The organism is Rhodococcus sp. p52 (assembly GCF_000763325.2).
Lineage (GTDB): Bacteria > Actinomycetota > Actinomycetes > Mycobacteriales > Mycobacteriaceae > Rhodococcus > Rhodococcus pyridinivorans.
Window position 1 is genome coordinate 2699804 of the sequence record NZ_CP016819.1, and the last position, 17423, is coordinate 2717226.

The following is a 17423-nucleotide window of genomic DNA, read 5'->3' on the forward strand; positions in this document are numbered from 1 at the left end:
TGGGTGCGGCTGGTGCCGCGGGCGCCGTGAGCTTACGGGTCAGTCGAGGAAGGGCAGGACGGCGTCGAGGAATTCGCGGGGCGCGTCGAGCTGAGGACAGTGCCCGGCATCGGGGATGATCACCACCCGTCTCCGGCCGCCGGCCTGCACCCGTCGTGCGGCGTGAGCGGGCGTCAACCGGTCTTGTGCACCCCACACCAGCAGGGCCGGCATGTCGAGGGCGTGCACCATCTCCGGGATCGGCAGTCGGCCGAGCTCACCGATCGCGTGCCGGCCCACGGTCAGCAGCGTGTCGACCTGCTCGCGGGTCGCGTAGTTCGCCGCGAACGCCGTGCGCGCCGCCCGGTCGAAGGTGCCGCGCCGGTGCACGGCGGCCCGCGCGTACAGGGCACCCATGGCCTGCTGTATCACCGGAGCGGGCAGCAGGCGCGACAGTTCGACCGGCATGCGTGCACCCTGCGTCCACCACCGGGGGATCCCGGCGAGACCCGGCATGTCGGCGAGCACCACGCGGTCGACCCGGGACGGGTGGACCGACGCGAACACCAGTGCGGTGACCGCACCGAGCGAGTTCCCGACCAGCGACACCGGTTCGGGAACGTCGTCGACGAGCTCGTCCAGGACGTCGACATAGTGGTCGAGCACGGGGGTCTCCCAGTGCTGCGCGCTACGTCCGAAACCGGGCAGGTCGACCGCGAGCACCCGGTGCCGTTCGGCGATCGCCGGCGCGACCTTGCACCACGTACCGCCGTGATCGGAGAAGCCGTGCAGCAGAACGACGGTGCGTGGTCCCGCACCGGACTCCCGTACGAACACCTTCCCGTCGGCCGGCACGGTCAGTCCTTCGGGACCGGAACACCGGTGTCGAGCGCCGGTGCCTCTCCGCTCGCCGGGAGGACGGGACGTGCGACGGGCCACGCGGCCGGCGGTGGACCGAAGGCGTCGCGGGCGTTCTGGATCGTGCGCTTGCCCAGCGCACGGTTGCCGACGCCACCGATCGCGGCGCCGATACCAGCGGGGACGAGCTTGCCGATCAGCAGCGGACTGCGCTTGGCGAAGTACCGGCGGATGAACTTCTTGACCAGGGAATTGTTCAGCGTCTTCAGCTGGGTGCCGCCCGTGCCGGTGGTCAGCGCCTTGGGCCAGTTGCGCAGCGACGCGCCGGTCGCGGTCGCGACGATCTCCCGGCCGGCGTCACCGAGGGAGACGGCGAGCACCAGCGCGCGGCGCTGCTCGTGGTTGTGGGGTTCGATCCCGTGCACCGATGCGATGGCCAGGGTGAGCAGCGCGGACGCCTCGAAGAAGAAGGCCGTCTCGGCGCCGACCGCGCCGATGGCCGCGAGTGTCCCGATGCCGGGGAAGGCTGCGGTCGCGCCCGCCGCGGACCCGCTGCCGGTGACGGTCAGCAGGAACTGCTTCTCGAGCCGCTCGATGATCTGCGCCGGGGACTCGTCGGGGTGCGAGCGCCGCATGAGATCGACGTACTTGGCCACCGCAGGGCCCTGCAGCCTCGCGCCGTTGTCCAGCATCTTGACGATAAAGGCCTCTGCGACGCCTGCCTTGTTGCTCATCGTGCCCCTGTTCTCCGGTGCTCTTGTCTTCCGGACTGCTCTCACTACGCTGGTGCCATGACCGGGTCCGCAGTCGGTGAGTCTGACGGCGCCAGGCGGCGTCCGACACCCCTGCTGACACCCTACGTACGGTCGTACGAGGGGTATCGGCTCGACGGTTTCCCGTCGGGGACCCATCTGGGTATGCCCTCTCCGGAGGTCACCGTAATCCTCACGATCTCCGAACCCGTCGAACTCTCGCGGGGCGACGGACGGTGCCCGGAACGTTTCGACGCGCTCGCCGGAGGGTTGTCGACGCAACCGGTGCCCATCGTCCACCACGGCCGGCAGCACGGGATCCAACTCGCGCTCACCCCCGCGGGTGCGCGCGCCCTGCTGGGTGTGCCCGCCGCCGCGCTCGGGCCGTGGGCCGTCGATCTCGAGGACGTCATCGGCGCCGACGGCCGGGAGTTGTTCGACCGGATCTCCGCGGTCGAATCGTGGGACGAGCGGTTCGCCGTCCTCGACCGGATTCTCACCCGCCGCCTGGTCGCCGCACGGTCGACGAGTCCGGACGGGCACCTCGTCCACGCCTGGCACCTGCTCGTGACGCACCCGGCTCGCCCGGTCCGCGCTGTTGCGGACGAACTCGGATGGAGCAGGCGACACCTCGCGAACCGGTGCGCCGCCGAGTTCGGACTGTCCCCGAAGGACGTGGCCCGGGTGGCGCGCTTCGACCGGTCGCGACGGATGCTGCGGGCCGACCCCGGCCGCCGCCTCGCCGATGTCGCCGCCGAGTGCGGCTTCTACGACCAGGCGCATCTCGCCCGCGACTGGCGCGATCTGGCGGGCGTCCCGCCGTCGCGGTGGCTCGAGGACGAGGTGTTCCCATTCGTCCAAGACGACCGGGGGGTTCCGGGCCGACACTCGGAGACATGACGAACACAACGAATTCCACGCAGCAGTCGACCACCCTCACACCCACCGTCGACACGGTGTGGCCGTGCTTCGCCTACACCGACGCCCGGGGCGCGATCCGTTTCCTCGTGGACACCCTCGGGTTCGCCGAAGCGGAGGTCTACGGGGAAGGGGACCGCGTCGACCACGCAGCCCTGCTCTGGCCGCACGGCGGAGGGGTCATGCTCGGCTCGACCGGTCGCGGGTCGCCGCTCGACCAGCACGCCGACAGGGGCGCCGCCTATCTCGTGCTTCCCGACGACGTCACCGTCGATGCCCTGTACGAGAGGGTGCTCGCCTCGGCGCAGGCGGAGGACCCGGCGGTCCGCGCGACCGTGACCGTCGAACTCCGCGACGAGGACTACGGATCGCACGGGTTCACCTGCCGGGACCCGCACGGTGTGTACTGGACGATCGGCACCTACCGGCCCCGCCGGCCGTAGGAACCGTCGCAGGGGGGCAGCGTCGCAGGGGATCAGCGGGCGACCGTGCCGTGCCCTTCGGGGACCACCTCGCTCGGACGCGGCGGGGGCGGCGGGGTGCCGCCCCCGACCGGCCCCCCGCCGAGCGCCTCACGGCCGTGCGGATCGAGCCAGTTCGACAGGTCCGGTCCCTTCGGCACGATGCCCGTGGGATTGACGTCGGTGTGCACGAGGTAGTAGTGCTGCTTGATCTGAACGAAGTCGATGGTGTCGCCGAAGCCGGGTGTCTGGAACAGATCGCGCGCGTAGGCCCACAGCGCCGGGAAGTCCGCCAGCCGGTTCCGGTTGCACTTGAAGTGCCCGTGGTAGACGGGATCGAACCGGACGAGCGTGGTGAACAGGCGCACGTCGGCCTCGGTGATGGTCTCGCCCACGAGATAGCGCTGCGCCCCGAGGCGTTCCTCGAGCCAGTCGAGGCGGGCGAAGAGACGGTCGAAGGCCTTGTCGTAGGACTCCTGCGAACCGGCGAAACCGCACCGGTACACGCCGTTGTTGACGTCCTGGTAGACGAGCTCGGCCACCTCGTCGATTTCGCCTCGTAGCTCCTCGGGATACAGATCCGGGGCGCCCTCGCGGTGGAACTGCGTCCACTCGGTGGAGAAGTCGAGGGTGATCTGCGGATAGTCGTTCGTCACGACCTGCCCGGTGGGCACGTCGACGACGGCCGGGACGGTGATGCCGCGGTCGTATCCGGGGAATCGCGCGAAGTACGCGTCCTGCAGTCGCGGGATGCCGAGGACGGGGTCGACCCCGCCCGGGTCCAGATCGAACGTCCAGCTGCGCTCGTCGTGCGTCGGGCCGCACAGTCCCAGCGACAGAGCGTCCTCGAGACCGAGCAGCCGCCGCACGATGAGGGTGCGGTTGGCCCACGGGCACGCCCGGGCGGCGACGAGCCGGTACCGCCCCGACTCGACGGGATAGCCGTCGCGCCCGTCCGCGGTGATGCGGGTTCGGATGTAGTTGGTGTCGCGGGCGAACTCCGCACCCGGCTCGACGTACTTGTTCTCGGTCACCTACGCATCCTTCCGTGCACACTCGTCACTTCCCGGGTGGAACCCGAACCGTCACGAGGGTTCCCCAGATGTCGTATCCCGACACCGCCGCGACCGTCCGGGCACCGCGGTTGTCGCGGCGCATGCGGGCCAGCGGGACGAGTCCGGCGTCGAGCGCGTCGTGGGTCGCCAGCGTCGCGACCGTCGAGGCGAGCCCGAGCCGGCGCGCCGGCGGTGTCGTCAGCACCCGCACATCGGCCAGCAACGACCCGAGTTCGCTGTAGGCCGCGCCGGCGAGGGGACGGTGATCGTCGTCGAGCAATACGAACACGCGCGACGGCCCGGTCGGCGACAGTTCGGCCTCGGTGACGTCGTCGGGCGGGCAGCACCGCAGCAGTTCGGCGAGGTCCTCGGGGTCGTCGGAGATGAGCGGGTTCTCGACGCGTGTCGCGTCGATCCAGTCGGTGCACAGGGCGAGGATCTCCGTGCGACCCGCGTGGCCTGCGACGACGAGCTCGGCGTTCGGGGCATCGATCTCGGCCGGGTCGGGTTCGGCCGCGAGGCGGGAGACCGCGGCGTCGGGTCCGACGATCGCGGTGGCGCGCCCCACGGCGAGCAGTCGGACGTCGCGGAACGAGTCGTCGACACGCGTCACGCACCCGGGTTCGACGAGTGCGCCGTCGGGTAGGCCCAGTGCACGACACCACGCGAGGGCGGCGATGCTCGAGATGTGCGGGTCCACCCCGCTACCGTAGACCGCCGACGAGGGGAGAGGTCCGGTGAGCGACGACAGCGGGGTGGACACGCGCGAACGCGGGTCCGATGTGGCGGTGGAGATGTCCGACGGTGCCCGCTGGGCGGCGTTGGGCGCTCTGTGCCTGGGCTTCTTCATGATCCTGGTGGACAGCACGATCGTCGCCGTCGCCAACCCGGCGATCATGCGGACCTTCGGGGCCGACATCGCCGCCGTCGTGTGGGTCACGAGCGCCTATCTGCTCGCCTACGCGGTGCCGCTGCTCGTGACGGGCCGCCTCGGCGACCGCTTCGGTCAGCGCCGGGTCTACCTCTGCGGGCTGGTGCTGTTCACGATCGCGTCGTTGTGGTGCGGTTTCTCGTCGACGATCGAGATGCTCATCGTCGCCCGCGTGTTCCAGGGATTCGGCGCGGCGCTCATGTCGCCGCAGACCATGGCCGTGGTGACCCGGATCTTCCCGCGTGAGCGGCGCGGGACCGCGATGGGCCTGTGGGGCGCCGTGGCCGGGGTCGCGACGCTCGTCGGGCCGCTGGCCGGCGGTGTCCTGGTCGACGGGCTGGGCTGGGAATGGATCTTCTTCGTGAACGTGCCCGTCGGGATCGTCGGGTTCGCGCTCGCAGTGCGGTACGTGCCGGTGCTGCCCACGAGCCCGCACCGGTTCGACGTGCTCGGCATGCTGCTCAGCGGCGCCGGCCTGTTCTGCCTCGTGTTCGGGATCCAGGAGGGCAACTCGTTCGAGTGGACCGCCCGCGTGTGGGTGCTGATCGGGCTGGGCATCGTGTTGCTCGTCGTGTTCGTCGTCCAGCAGTCGCTCAACCGCGGTGAACCGCTCGTACCGCTGTCGCTGTTCCGGGACCGCAACTTCGGGTTGGCGAACATCGGTATCGCGACGATGGGTTTCGCCATCACCGGCGTCATGCTGCCGATCATGTTCTACGCCCAGTCGGTGCGCGGTCTGAGCCCGACCGGCGCCGCGATGCTCATGGTGCCGATGGCGGTCTTCAGTGGTGTGCTCGCGCCGCTCGTGGGCAGGCTCGTCGACCGGGTCCATCCGCGGCTGATCGCCGGCACCGGCTTCTCGCTGCTCACGATCGGGCTGGGTTGGCTCGCGCTGGTGATGACCCCCGACGCGGAGATCTGGCAGTTGCTGCTGCCGATCGCCCTGATCGGGGTGGCGAACGCGGGCATCTGGTCGCCGCTCTCGGCCACCGCGACGAACGGTCTCGCACCGAGCCGGGCCGGGGCGGGGTCCGGTGTGTACAACACGACGCGTCAGGTGGGCGCGGTGATGGGGAGTGCCGCTCTCGGTGCGATCATGGCGGCGCGGTTGAGCGCCAACGGTGTCGGCGGGGGAGGAGGGGCGCCGGAGATGGAGACGTCCGGCTCCGTCCTGCCGGAGCCCCTGCACGAACCGTTCGCCGCGGCGATGGCCGAATCGTTGTGGCTTCCCGCCGGCATCCTGCTCATCGGGCTCGTGGCCGCGCTCGCCTTCGACCGTCCCGCGAGCCAGAAGGAACAGCGTGCCGCCGAGGAGCGTTCGGCGGCAGCGAGCGCCTGACGGACGTTCCAGCGACCACCCTGCGGCACCTTCCCCGGTTGTCCGTGACCCGCCGTTTCCTCACATGGCTGTGATCCACGCCATATAGTGCAGGCACGCACGCCGGGTGGGAGGTGGCATGTCGGTGGCCGTAGTGGAAATTCCGGCAGGGAGTCGTTGGCTCCGCGACGATCGGGTCACTCGCCGCGACAGCGGCATCCTCCAGTACGACTGCCTGGAGCCGTGCATCGCCGAGCTGCTCGATCGGAGTGCGTTGCGTTTCGCGAACCGCGTCGCGGTGGTCGACCGATGCGGCCACGCACTCACCTACCGCGAACTGTGGGCCGCCGCCGCCCGCGTCGCCGGTGGTCTCCTCGATCAGGGGGTCGGCCCCACCGACCGGGTGGTCGTCTGTCAGCCGAACGGGGTCCGTTGGCTGATCGGGTTCCTGGGCGTGGTCCTTGCCGGAGGTGTTCCGGTGCTCCCCGACCCGAGCTGCAGCCCCGAGGAAACGGCGGAGATCGGGGTCCACAGCGGTGCGGTTCTCACCCTGGACTCCGATCTGCCCGACGGTGTCGCCTTCCTCGACGGAGGTGCGTCACCGGACGAGCTCGCGGTGCTCTACTACGTGCGCGTCGCCGGTGGTGGACTGCGCGGCGTCGAACTGACGAACACCAACGTGCTGTCGACGATCGAGGCCGTCGCCCACGCAATGGATCTCGTCGGCGACGGCGTACGGACCGTGCTGACGGCGCCGCTGTCCACGGCGGTCGGATGCAGCGTCCAGTTGCTGCCCACCCTCGCCTCCGGGGGGACCGTCGTGGTCTCGGGATCCCGCGTGATCCGCGCACCGTGGCGGCACCTCCGCGCAGCTTTCCCCACCTCGCGGTGTGTGCGGGGCTGGGGAGTCGCCGAGACGGGAGGGATCGGTCTGCTGCTGCCTTCGGAACACCGCTCCCGCCATCCCCGCAGTGTCGGAGTGCCGTTCGGAGGGATCGAGATCGCGCTGCTCGGGCCCGATGCCGAACACGGTGTCGGCGAACTGCTCTGTCGCGGACCGAGCGTGGCCCGCCGCTATTGGCGCGATCCGTGCGCCACGGACGAGACGTTCACGGAGGACGGCTGGTTCCGCACGGGCGATCAGGTGCGCATCGACGACGAGGGCTTCGTCGATCAGATCGCCGTCCGGGTGTCGTGAACCCTGCAACGGGTTCCCGTCCGGTATACAGCCTGTAACCCGATGAACCGGCATTTTTCGTAGTGGAGAGGTGTGTCCATGTCCGACGTAGTCCTGCTCGAACGACGCGATCGCGTTCTCGTCATCACCATCAACCGGCCCGAGGCGCGCAACGCCGTCAACGCCGCCGTGAGCCACGCGCTCGCCGAGGCGGTCGACCAGCTCGACAGCGACGACTCCCTGTCGGTCGGTGTGCTCACCGGCGCCGACGGCAACTTCTGCGCGGGCATGGACCTCAAGGCGTTCGTCGCAGGCGAGAACGTGGTCGTGCCCGGTAAGGGTCTCGGCTTCACGGAGGCGCCGCCGCGCAAGCCGCTCATCTCCGCCGTCGAAGGATTCGCCCTCGCCGGCGGAACCGAACTCGTCCTGGCCACCGACCTCGTCGTCGCCGCGAAGGACGCGAAGTTCGGCATCCCGGAGGTCAAGCGCGGCCTCGTCGCCGGGGGCGGTGGCCTGCTGCGCCTGCCGTCTCGCATCCCTTACCAGAAGGCCCTCGAACTCGCCCTCACCGGGGACGCGTTCACCGCCGAGGAAGGCTACGGATACGGTTTCGTCAATCGTCTTACCGAACCCGGTGGGGCACTCGAGGGTGCATTCGAACTGGCCGAGCGCATCACAGCGAACGGACCGCTCGCCGTGGCGGCGACCAAGGAGATCATCGTCCGCTCGGCCGACTGGTCGAGCGACGAAGCATTCGCGAAGCAGATGGAGATCATGGCGCCCGTGTTCACCTCGGAGGACGCGCGTGAAGGCGCCACCGCATTCGCCGAGAAGCGACCCCCTGTGTGGAAGGGTCGCTGAGCTCCGGTGTGGAAGGGTCGCTGAAAGACCGAACGAGAGATGACGAGGATCAGGTGACCGACGGGTTCGCAGAACTGCACGTACACATCGAGGGCACGCTCGAACCCGAGCTGATCCTCGCCCTCGCCGAGCGGAACCGCATCGAGTTGCCCTATCGCGATCTCGACGATCTGCGCAGCCGCTACGAGTTCACCGATCTGCAGTCGTTCCTCGACCTGTACTACGCGAACATGGAGGTCCTGCGCACCGCGCAGGACTTCGCCGACCTCGCCCGCGCCTATTTCGCTCGTGCGGCGCGGGCGGGTGTCACCCACGCGGAGTTCTTCTTCGATCCGCAGGCCCACACCTCGCGCGGTGTCCCGCTGCCAGAGGTCGTAGCCGGGCTCTCCGACGCGGTCGCCGGGGCACACCGGGAGTTCGGGGTCGATGCGGCGATGATCGCGTCGATCGTGCGCGATCGCCCCGTGCCCGAAGCGCATGAGGTGTTCGGCGAACTGCTGCGCCTCGGTGCGCCGATCATCGCTCTCGGCCTGGACTCGGCGGAGGACGGTCCCCCGCCGTCACTGTTCGAGGACGTCTTCGCGCGGGCGCGGGCCGAAGGGCTGCACATCACCGCGCACGCGGGGGAGGAGGGACCTCCGGAATATGTTTGGCAGGCGCTCGATCTGCTCGGCGCCGAGCGCATCGACCACGGCATCCGCTCGCTCGAGGATCCCGAACTCGTCGCGCGCCTGGTCGACGAGAGCATTCCCCTCACCGTCTGCCCGTTCTCGAATGTCCGCCTCCGCGTGGTGGATACGCTCGCCGACCATCCGCTGCGCCGCATGCTCGAGGCGGGCCTGTCGGTGAGCGTGCACTCGGACGATCCCGCCTATTTCGGTGGTTACGTCGACGACAACCTCGCAGGGCTGAAGGATCAGCTCGGTCTGACCGATGCCGAACGGGATGTGCTCCGGCGCAATTCGTGGGACGCCGCCTTCCTCTGAGTCCGTCCGGGTGAGTCGGCTCGGGCGTCATTCGCCCAGGACGCGGCGCAGATACGGGTTCGTGAAGGTGCGGTGCGGATCCACGCGGTCGCGCACGGCGAGGAAGTCGTCGAACCGAGGGTAGAGCTCGCGTAGAGCGTCCGCGGTCAGGGAATGGAGCTTGCCCCAGTGCGGGCGTCCCTGCGCGGCGCGCAGGATCGGCTCGACACCGTCGAAGTAAGGCGTGTGGTCGCGCCGATGGTACTGGTGCACGGCCACATAGGCGGTATCGCGGCCCTGCGCCGTGGACAACCAGACATCGTCGCCCTGCGCGAACCGCACCTCCACCGGAAAACCGACACGAACGTCCGTGCGCTGCAGCCACGCATCGATCTCGCGCAGAACCGCTGGAAGGTGCTCGGCGGGGAGCGCGTACTCCATCTCCCGGAACCGCACCCGGCGGGTGGAGGCGAACACCCGGTAACTGCGGTCGACGAAGGTGCGCGGGGACAACGCCCGGGACGCGACCCGGTTCAGCGCCGGGATGGTGGCGGGAACCCGCGTCCCGACCTGCTGGAGGAGTGCGAAGGCGCCGTTGGAGAGCAGTTCGTCGTCGAGGAGGGTGCGCACCCGCCCGACCGGCTGCACCGGTGCCTCACCGGGGAGGCGGGTGTTGCGTTTGATGAGCACGCCGTCGGTGTGTGGGAACCAGTAGAACTCGAAATGGTCGACACCGCTTCGCAGTTCGTCGAGGACATCGAGTGTGGTGCGGAGCGACGAGGGGGCTTCCTCTGCGCGCAGGCGGAATGCGGGGACACAATCGAGCGTCACGGTCGCGAGCACGCCGAGGGCGCCGAGGCCGAGCCGGGCGGCCTCGAACAGGTCGGGCTCGTGCTCGGGGGAGCAGTCGACGATCCGGCCGTCGGCGAGCACGATCGTCGCGCCGCACACGGCTGCTGCCAGTCCGCGGAAGGTCGCGCCGGTGCCGTGGGTGCCGGTCGAGATCGCGCCGGCGACGGACTGCACGTCGATGTCGCCGAGATTCGGTACGGCGAGGCCCTGTGCCCACAGCAGGTCGCCCAGGCCGCGCAGTCGCGTCCCCGCCCGCACGGTGACGCGCGCGCCGGTGGCCGACGGTTCCACCGCGACGAGACCGGACATCCGGTCGAGCGAGATGAGCGTGCCGTCGGTGACGGCCGCGCCGGTGAACGAGTGCCCGGCGCCCACGGCCTTGACATGTTCGCCCTGCTCGGAGGCGCGGACGACGACGCGCGCGAGGTCGTCGGTGCTGCCGGGGGTCTCGAAACGGCGAGGTGCCGCACTCTCGGTGCGAGCCCAATTGTGCCAGGTGGCCATGCCTCATCCTCGACCTGGACAAGCGTCCAAGTCAACACCTGCTCGTGAACCTTTCCCGACCTCTACCATCAGGGTCATGCCGAATCGGTTGCCTGCTGACGAGCGCCGCGCCCAACTCGTGGCAGCAGCACTGGAACTGGCGGAGGGCGGGGGAGTCGGAGCCGTCACGGTCCGCGCCGTCGCCGAGAAGGCCGGAGTGTCACTGGGCGTTGTCCACTACTGTTTCGACAGCAAGGAAGCCCTCGTCGTCGCCATGGCGAACGCCGTCGTCGGCGAACTCGCCGGAGCCATGCACGCGGCCTTCGATGTGCCCGAGGACGCGCAGCAGACCGGCGGCGTCGACTGTCTCCGCTCGATGCTCCACACCGGCCTTCGCTCCATGTGGTCGACGATCGAGTCCACGCCGGGGCTGCAGACCCTCACCTACGAGATCACCGCCTACTCGCTCCGGCAGCGCACCGATGGCAGTCCCGCCGGCGGCGACATCGCCGTGGAGCAGTACCGCCTGATGGACAAGCAGGCCCAGTTGTTCCTCGACACCTGCGCCGAGCGGTGCGGCGTCGAATGGTCGCTGCCCACTTCGACGCTCGCACGACTGTCGTTGTCCGTGCTCGACGGCGTCGTGCTCCGGTGGCTCGTCGATCGCGACGGCGAGGCGGCCACGGCCGAACTGGGAGTCGTCGCCGACATCATCGCGACCCGTGCCGTAGAACGTTCCTGACCCGACCCGACCTTTTCGAAGGGATCGCCCGTGCTCCGTGCTGCTTCCGTTCACGACGCCGCCCTCGACCGGGTGCACGCGGCGACGGCCGACCTCGACCCGCCGTTCGCCGCCGTCGATCTGCCCACCCTGCGGCGCAACGCCGACGACCTGATCCGCCGCGCGAACGGTGTGCCCGTGCGGGTCGCGAGCAAATCGGTGCGCTGTCGTGCCGTCCTCGCCGAGGTCCTCGGCCCGGAACTGACCACCCGCGGCGGTTTTCGCGGCATCATGGCGTACTCGCTACGGGAGGCGCTGTGGCTCGTCGAGCACGGAGCGCGCGACATCCTGATGGGCTACCCCACGGTCGACCGGGCGGCGCTCGGGAAGCTCGCGGTGTCGCCGGACGCGGTGCAGGCGATCACGCTCATGGTCGATTCGGCCGAGCACCTCGACATCATCCGTACGGCTTTGGGGAAGAACACTTTCCGGACGAAGGTCTGCCTGGACATCGATGCGTCGTTGCGGGTGGGTCCGCTCCATCTCGGTGTGCGCCGTTCTCCGCTGCGCGACCCGGAGGCAGCCTCCGGCCTGGCCCGTCGCGCCGACGCCGCCGGATTCGACGTCGTCGGAGTGATGTTCTACGAGGCCCAGATCGCGGGCCTGCCCGACTCGTCGCTGCCGGTACGACTCGTCAAGGGACTGTCGGCGCGGGATCTCTCCTCGCGCCGCCGCGCCGTGGTGGAGGCCGTGCGTGCGGTCGTGGGTGACCTCGAACTGGTCAACGGTGGCGGAACCGGCTCGCTCGAGGTGACCACCGCCGATCGTGTCGTCACCGAGGCCACCGCGGGATCGGGGCTGTATGTGCCCACCCTGTTCGACGGCTACCGGGCGTTCACCCCGAACCCGTCGATGTTCTTCGCGCTGCCTGCCGTACGCAAACCGTCACCGTCGGTCACGACGTTGTTCGGCGGCGGGTACATCGCGTCCGGCCCGACCGGCGCCTCGCGGGTGCCGCGCCCGGTCCGTCCTGCGGGATTGAAGTTGCTGGGGACGGAAGGTGCCGGCGAGGTGCAGACCCCGGTGCGCGGTCGCGCTGCTGCGTCGATCCCCGTCGGGGGACGGGTGTGGTTCCGCCACGCGAAGGCCGGCGAACTGTGCGAGAGGTTCGACCGGGTGTACCTCGTCGACGAGAACGGACGCACCGAGGTTCCCACCTATCGCGGTGAGGGCGGCTGCTGGTGACCTTCCGGCTCCGGCCACAATGAGGCCATGCCGTTGACGTTCTTCCCCGGGTCGGTCGGCCGGGTCCACTGGCGGTGCCGGACCGTCGACGACGCGAGAGCCGGTGTGGTGTTCGCGCACGGTTTCGGGCAGCACACCGGGCACTACCACCGTTTCGCCTCCGGCCTCGCCGCCCACGGCATCGCGTGGTGGGGACTCGACCTCGCCGGACACGGGCTCTCCGAAGGAGAACCCGGCTCACCGGGCAACGTCGAGTTCCACGCCGAGGACTTCGGCGTGCTCACCGGCCTCGCCGCCGAGTCCGGTCTGCCGCTGGTGGTGATGGGCCATTCGCTGGGGGCGGCGACGGTCCTGACGGCGCTGGATGCCGATCCCTCCGGTGGTAGCCGCCTCGCGGGCGTCGTGCTGTGCGGTACGCCGCGCACCGCGGCCCTGCCGGAGACGGCCGAAGCGCTCGGCGCGAGCGACCTGCCGGTCCTGCTGGTCCACGGCGTCGACGACCGGCTGGCCCCCATCGACCCGGTACGCGAGTGGGCGTCGTCGCTGCCCGGGGCACAGTGGTGCGAGTATTCCGATGCCGGGCACGACCTGTTGCACGAACCCGTACATCGCAGGGTGACTTCGGATATTGCCGCGTTCGTGGGCGACGTGGCCGACCGGATTCCCAGATTCCCCGAGAAACGACCGGGCCCCTCGCGGTGACGAGGGGCCCGGTCGACGGTGTGGAACCTCAGTTGTAGATCGCTGCGATCTCGGCGCCGTGCTTGTCGTGGATGATGTTCCTCTTGAGCTTGAGCGTCGGGGTCAGCTCGCCGCTCTCGACGCTGAAATCGGTCTCGAGGAGGCGGTACTTGCGGATCGCCTCGGCCTTCGAGACCTTCTTGTTGGTCTCGGCAACCGCCTCGTCGATCTCGGCGATCAGGTCGGGGTTCTTGATCAGATCGGCGACCGTGGTTTCCGCCGGCAGACCGTGTCGCTCGAGCCAGCCCGGCAGCGCCTCCGGATCGAGGGTGATCAGCGCGCCGACGAATGGCTTGGAATCACCGACCACGATGACCTGGCTGATCAGCGGGTGGGCGCGCAGCGAATCCTCGAGGACGGCCGGGGCGACGTTCTTGCCGCCCGCGGTGACGATGAGTTCCTTCTTGCGGCCGGTGATCGAGATGAAGCCGTCCTCGTCGATCGCACCGATGTCGCCGGTGTGGAACCAGCCGTCGCGGATGGCTTCGTCGGTGGCCTTGTCGTTCTGCCAGTAGCCGTCGAACACCTGGGGGCCCTTGAGGAGGAGCTCGCCGTCCTCGGCGATCTTCGCGGCGCAGCCGTTGAACGGCGTGCCGACGGTGCCGATCTTCTGGGCGGCCGGGGTGTTCATGATGATGCCGCCGGTGGTCTCCGTCAGGCCGTAACCCTCGTAGATGGTGACGCCGACACCGCGGAAGAAGTGGCCGAGACGTGCGCCGAGTGCGGCGCCGCCCGAGACGGCCCGGGTGACGTTGCCGCCGAGCGCGGCCTTGAGCTTGCCGTAGACCAGCTTGTCGAAGACGAAGTGCTGGATCTTCAGGCCGAGGCCGGGGCCGCCGTTCTCGAGGGCCTTGCTGTACTCGATCGCGACCTCCGAGGCCTTCTCGAAGATCTTGCCCTTGCCGCCGTCGTAGGCCTTCTGCTTCGCCGAGTTGTAGACCTTCTCGAACACGCGGGGCACCGAGAGGATGAAGTTCGGCTTGAAGACCGCGAACTGGTCGAGCAGCGTCGTCAGGTCGGAGGTATGACCGACGGTGACCTTGCTGTCGAATGCCGCGAACGAGATCAGGCGCGCGAAGACGTGTGCCATCGGGATGAACAACAGGGTGCGCTGGCCCTCGTGCATCGAGTCGGGCAGGGCCAGGCCGCAGGCTGCGGACTCCGAGGCGAAGTGGCGGTGCTTGAGCTGGACGCCCTTCGGCCGGCCCGTGGTGCCGGAGGTGTAGATGAGGGTCGCCGCGGATTCGGCCGTGACCGAGTTGCGCCGTTCCTCGACCTGCTCGTCGGTGACCGCTGCGCCGCGTGCGATGAGCTCGTCGACCGCGCTCTTGCCGCCCGGCGCCGGCTCGATCTGCAGGATCTCGCGCACGGTCGGGGCGTTCTCGGCGACCTCGCGGACGGTGTCGACGTGACCGGAGTTCTCGACGATGAGCAGCTTGGTCCCGGAGTCCTCGAGGATCCACTGGGCCTGGTCGGCCGACGACGTCTCGTAGATCGCCACGGTGGCACCGCCCGCGGCCCAGATGGCATAGTCGAGCAGGACCCATTCGTAGCGCGTCGCCGACAGGACCGCGACGCGGTCGCCGAGCTCGATACCCGACGCGATCAGGCCCTTCGCCACGGCGCGCACCTCGGATGCGAACTGGCGGGCGGTGACGGGAACCCACTTGCCGTCGACCAGTCGCTCGAACGGCACGAACTCAGGCGACTCCTTCTCGTGCCGGAAGACGCTGTCGGCCATCGACGTGTTCTCGGGAATCGAGAACGACTGTGGTACGGCAATCTCACTCACTGTGACCCCTCCATCGTTAGGTGCTGTCGGTGTGCATTGCATCACACGTCGTTGGGAAATGCATTACCCTCGGACCGCTTTGCCCCCTTTTTACAGTCCGATAGGCAGTGATCCAGGTAACAATGCTACCCGCCGGTAACGAGGATTGCCACTATCGGATCGTCTCGTCGGATTTCCCGGTACCGGAAGTACCAGTATTTCGGAGAAGGAGAATCGCTTCGTCGTCGCCGAGCTGATGGAAGTCGTCGTAGGCGGCGCCGACGCTGTCGGTGTCCACCGGCGTCCACGGGCAGATCACCTCGTCGGCCGTCCGGCCGGCCCGGCGCAGTGCGTCGGGGGAGGCCACCGGCACCGCGAGGACGACCCGGGTCGCTCCGGAGGCGCGCGCGGCGAGGCATGCCACCGCGGCCGTCGCACCTGTGGCGATGCCGTCGTCGACGACGATCGCCGTGCGGCCCTCCAGCGGCACCCGGGTGCGACCGGCACGCAGGCAATCGGCACGTCGAGCCAGTTCGGCCAGCTCGCGTCGCTCGACGGCCGCCACGGATTCGGGGGCGATCCGCCCGCGCCGGATCACGTCGTCGTTGAGGACCTGGAAGACGGCGTCCTGCGTGGTCGATTCCCCGGCGGTTCCGGGACCCGGTCCTTCGGCGATCGCGCCCATCGCGAGTTCGGGATGCCAGGGCACGCCCAGTTTGCGCACCACGAGGACGTCCAGGGGCGCATCGAGGGCTGCGGCGAGTTCACGGGCGACGGGAATGCCGCCGCGAGGTAGTGCGAGGACCACCGGGTCGGCGTCGCGCAGGTGCCCGGCCGACCGGGCGAGTCGCCGGCCTGCCTCCTCGCGTGTGGCGTACCCCACACCTCCAGTATGGGACGGTCCGCCCGGGCGGGCGAGCACTCACCGCCCGGACGGACCGAGGGGATCTCGGTCGAGCTCGCCCGACAGGTACGAGTGGTAGGCGGGCAGATCGAGCTGGCCGTGGCCGGACAGGCCGATCACGATGACCTCGGGTTCGGTGAGGCCCCGCGCGTACTCCGCGGCCGCGGCGATCGCGTGCGACGACTCCGGCGCCGGCACGATGCCCTCGTTCCGGGCGAAGAGCACCGCCGCGGAGAAGGCATCGGTCTGTGCCACGGACTGTCCCTGCACGTAGCCGAGCTCGACGGTGTGGCTGAGCAACGGCGCCATGCCGTGATATCGCAGCCCGCCGGCGTGGATCGGATCCGGGATGAAGTCCTGACCGAGGGTGTGCATCTTCAGCAGCGGGGTCAGACCCGCGATGTCACCGTGGTCGTAGCGGTACTCGCCGCGGGTGATCGACGGGCACGCCGCGGGCTCGACGGCGACGACACGCGTGGTCGCCCGCTCGTGGATGACCTCGCGCAGGAACGGGAACGACAGGCCGGCGAGGTTCGAACCGCCGCCCGCGCAACCGAAGACGACGTCGGCCTGGTCCTCACCCGCGGCCCGCAGTTGCTCCACGGCCTCGAGGCCGATGACGGTCTGGTGCAGCACCACGTGGTTGAGCACGCTGCCGAGGGTGTAGCGGGCGGCGGCGTCCTTCACTGCGACCTCCACGGCCTCCGAGACCGCGATGCCGAGCGAGCCGGGTGTGTCCGGGTGCTCGGCAAGGACGGCGCGACCGGCCTCCGTCAGGTCGGACGGGCTGGGATGTACTGTGCCGCCGTAGGTCTCGATGAGGAAGCGGCGGTAGGGCTTCGAGTCGTAGGAGGCGCGGCCCTGCCACACCTCGAGATCGATACCGAACTTCGCGCACGCGAACGACAGGGCCGAACCCCACTGTCCGGCACCGGTCTCCGTCGTGAGCCGGGTGACGCCGTCGAGCGAGTTGTAGTAGGCCTGTGCGACCGCCGAGTTCACCTTGTGGCTGCCCACCGGGCTCACGCCCTCGTACTTGACGTAGATGCGGGCCGGGGTGCCGAGTGCCTTCTCGAACGAGCGGGCGCGGAAAAGGGGCGTGGAGCGGTAACCGGCGTAGACCTCGCGCACGGCCTCCGGGATCTCGATGTCGGTCTCGGTCGACAGTTCCTGCTCGATCAGTCCCGAGGCGAACAGAGGTGCGAGATCGTCGGCGGTGATCGGTTCGCGGGTGCCGGGGTGCAGGTGCGGCGGCGGGGCCCCCGCGAGGTCGCCGACGATGTTGTACCAGTGCGTCGGAATACCCGAATCGGCGACGGACGGGGGTGTCGCGGACGCGTGCGCGGAGGGGGAAGCCGTCACTGTGGAATCCTTCGGTCGAGGACGGTGAACCTGCCCAGTGTGACGCGCCCCGGGTGCCGGCGACGGGGT

Annotated in this window: 17 protein-coding genes; 9 read left to right on the forward strand and 8 right to left on the reverse strand. The window is 69.5% G+C overall.

Annotated elements, in window-relative coordinates:
• Nucleotides 1–39 precede the first annotated feature (39 nt).
• Nucleotides 40–834, reverse strand: a complete 795-nt coding sequence (locus tag IM25_RS12530) for an alpha/beta fold hydrolase (RefSeq protein ID WP_033097309.1) — start codon at nucleotides 832–834, stop codon at nucleotides 40–42.
• 2 nt (nucleotides 835–836) lie between these two features.
• Complete coding sequence (locus IM25_RS12535; RefSeq protein ID WP_033097310.1) at nucleotides 837–1571, reverse strand: hypothetical protein; 735 nt, start codon at nucleotides 1569–1571, stop codon at nucleotides 837–839.
• A gap of 57 nt (nucleotides 1572–1628) precedes the next feature.
• Between IM25_RS12535 and IM25_RS12540 the strand changes: the two genes are divergently transcribed.
• Both IM25_RS12540 and IM25_RS12545 read left to right on the forward strand, forming a co-directional pair.
• Nucleotides 1629–2489: an AraC family transcriptional regulator gene (locus IM25_RS12540; protein ID WP_033097311.1), complete on the forward strand. Its 861-nt coding sequence runs from the start codon at nucleotides 1629–1631 to the stop codon at nucleotides 2487–2489.
• Nucleotides 2486–2950 carry a VOC family protein gene (locus IM25_RS12545; RefSeq protein WP_006554329.1) on the forward strand — a complete coding sequence of 155 codons (465 nt, stop codon included), beginning with the start codon at nucleotides 2486–2488 and terminating at the stop codon, nucleotides 2948–2950. The genes IM25_RS12540 and IM25_RS12545 overlap by 4 nt, the downstream gene beginning before the upstream one ends.
• 32 nt (nucleotides 2951–2982) lie before the next feature.
• On the opposite strand, the gene IM25_RS12550 is transcribed toward IM25_RS12545, so the two are convergent.
• Both IM25_RS12550 and IM25_RS12555 read right to left on the reverse strand, forming a co-directional pair.
• Complete coding sequence (locus IM25_RS12550; protein ID WP_065996081.1) at nucleotides 2983–4002, reverse strand: glutathione S-transferase family protein; 1020 nt, start codon at nucleotides 4000–4002, stop codon at nucleotides 2983–2985.
• A gap of 25 nt (nucleotides 4003–4027) precedes the next feature.
• Entirely contained in the window at nucleotides 4028–4723 is a 696-nt protein-coding gene (locus IM25_RS12555) for a hypothetical protein (RefSeq protein ID WP_024103467.1), read from the reverse strand.
• Between the two features lie 94 nt (nucleotides 4724–4817).
• Between IM25_RS12555 and IM25_RS12560 the strand changes: the two genes are divergently transcribed.
• The 4 genes from IM25_RS12560 (at nucleotide 4818) to IM25_RS12575 (ending at nucleotide 9296) form a co-directional block, all read left to right on the forward strand.
• Nucleotides 4818–6293, forward strand: a complete 1476-nt coding sequence (locus IM25_RS12560; RefSeq protein ID WP_033097394.1) for an MFS transporter — start codon at nucleotides 4818–4820, stop codon at nucleotides 6291–6293.
• A 133-nt stretch (nucleotides 6294–6426) separates the two neighbouring features.
• Nucleotides 6427–7470 (forward strand): class I adenylate-forming enzyme family protein, encoded by a 1044-nt coding sequence (locus IM25_RS12565; protein WP_052040057.1) that lies wholly within the window; start codon nucleotides 6427–6429, stop codon nucleotides 7468–7470.
• A gap of 78 nt (nucleotides 7471–7548) precedes the next feature.
• Nucleotides 7549–8310, forward strand: a complete 762-nt coding sequence (locus tag IM25_RS12570) for a crotonase/enoyl-CoA hydratase family protein (RefSeq protein ID WP_033097313.1) — start codon at nucleotides 7549–7551, stop codon at nucleotides 8308–8310.
• A 53-nt stretch (nucleotides 8311–8363) separates the two neighbouring features.
• Complete coding sequence (locus IM25_RS12575) at nucleotides 8364–9296, forward strand: adenosine deaminase (protein WP_065996082.1); 933 nt, start codon at nucleotides 8364–8366, stop codon at nucleotides 9294–9296.
• Between the two features lie 27 nt (nucleotides 9297–9323).
• Here IM25_RS12575 and IM25_RS12580 read toward each other — a convergent pair whose 3' ends face one another.
• Nucleotides 9324–10631 carry a D-arabinono-1,4-lactone oxidase gene (locus IM25_RS12580; RefSeq protein ID WP_033097315.1) on the reverse strand — a complete coding sequence of 436 codons (1308 nt, stop codon included), beginning with the start codon at nucleotides 10629–10631 and terminating at the stop codon, nucleotides 9324–9326.
• 76 nt (nucleotides 10632–10707) lie between these two features.
• On the opposite strand from IM25_RS12580, the gene IM25_RS12585 reads away from it, so the two are divergent.
• Genes IM25_RS12585 through IM25_RS12595 form a run of 3 tightly spaced genes read left to right on the forward strand, consistent with a single transcriptional unit; the run spans nucleotide 10708 to nucleotide 13278 of the window.
• Nucleotides 10708–11352 carry a TetR/AcrR family transcriptional regulator gene (locus IM25_RS12585; protein WP_024103473.1) on the forward strand — a complete coding sequence of 215 codons (645 nt, stop codon included), beginning with the start codon at nucleotides 10708–10710 and terminating at the stop codon, nucleotides 11350–11352.
• A gap of 30 nt (nucleotides 11353–11382) precedes the next feature.
• Nucleotides 11383–12576: an alanine racemase gene (locus IM25_RS12590; RefSeq protein ID WP_006553919.1), complete on the forward strand. Its 1194-nt coding sequence runs from the start codon at nucleotides 11383–11385 to the stop codon at nucleotides 12574–12576.
• Nucleotides 12577–12603: 27 nt separating this feature from the next.
• Nucleotides 12604–13278, forward strand: a complete 675-nt coding sequence (locus IM25_RS12595; protein WP_033097316.1) for an alpha/beta hydrolase — start codon at nucleotides 12604–12606, stop codon at nucleotides 13276–13278.
• A 28-nt stretch (nucleotides 13279–13306) separates the two neighbouring features.
• Here the strand turns inward: IM25_RS12595 and IM25_RS12600 are convergent, their stop codons facing one another.
• The 3 genes from IM25_RS12600 to IM25_RS12610 all read right to left on the reverse strand — a co-directional run bounded on the left by IM25_RS12600 (nucleotide 13307) and on the right by IM25_RS12610 (nucleotide 17354).
• Nucleotides 13307–15109: an AMP-dependent synthetase/ligase gene (locus tag IM25_RS12600; RefSeq protein ID WP_033097317.1), complete on the reverse strand. Its 1803-nt coding sequence runs from the start codon at nucleotides 15107–15109 to the stop codon at nucleotides 13307–13309.
• Nucleotides 15110–15260: 151 nt separating this feature from the next.
• Nucleotides 15261–15971, reverse strand: coding sequence for a phosphoribosyltransferase (locus tag IM25_RS12605; RefSeq protein WP_033097318.1), 711 nt, complete (start codon nucleotides 15969–15971; stop codon nucleotides 15261–15263).
• 39 nt (nucleotides 15972–16010) lie between these two features.
• Complete coding sequence (locus IM25_RS12610; protein WP_065996083.1) at nucleotides 16011–17354, reverse strand: TrpB-like pyridoxal phosphate-dependent enzyme; 1344 nt, start codon at nucleotides 17352–17354, stop codon at nucleotides 16011–16013.
• Nucleotides 17355–17423 lie beyond the last annotated feature (69 nt).

Bases quoted from the DNA above. Each gene is read 5' to 3' on its own strand.
- IM25_RS12535 (WP_033097310.1), bottom strand. From the start codon at position 1,571: ATGAGCAACAAGGCAGGCGTCGCAGAGGCCTTTATCGTCAAGATGCTG.
- IM25_RS12540 (WP_033097311.1), top strand. From the start codon at position 1,629: ATGACCGGGTCCGCAGTCGGTGAGTCTGACGGCGCCAGGCGGCGTCCG.
- IM25_RS12545 (WP_006554329.1), top strand. From the start codon at position 2,486: ATGACGAACACAACGAATTCCACGCAGCAGTCGACCACCCTCACACCC.
- IM25_RS12560 (WP_033097394.1), top strand. From the start codon at position 4,818: ATGTCCGACGGTGCCCGCTGGGCGGCGTTGGGCGCTCTGTGCCTGGGC.
- IM25_RS12570 (WP_033097313.1), top strand. From the start codon at position 7,549: ATGTCCGACGTAGTCCTGCTCGAACGACGCGATCGCGTTCTCGTCATC.
- IM25_RS12580 (WP_033097315.1), bottom strand. From the start codon at position 10,631: ATGGCCACCTGGCACAATTGGGCTCGCACCGAGAGTGCGGCACCTCGC.
- IM25_RS12585 (WP_024103473.1), top strand. From the start codon at position 10,708: ATGCCGAATCGGTTGCCTGCTGACGAGCGCCGCGCCCAACTCGTGGCA.
- IM25_RS12595 (WP_033097316.1), top strand. From the start codon at position 12,604: ATGCCGTTGACGTTCTTCCCCGGGTCGGTCGGCCGGGTCCACTGGCGG.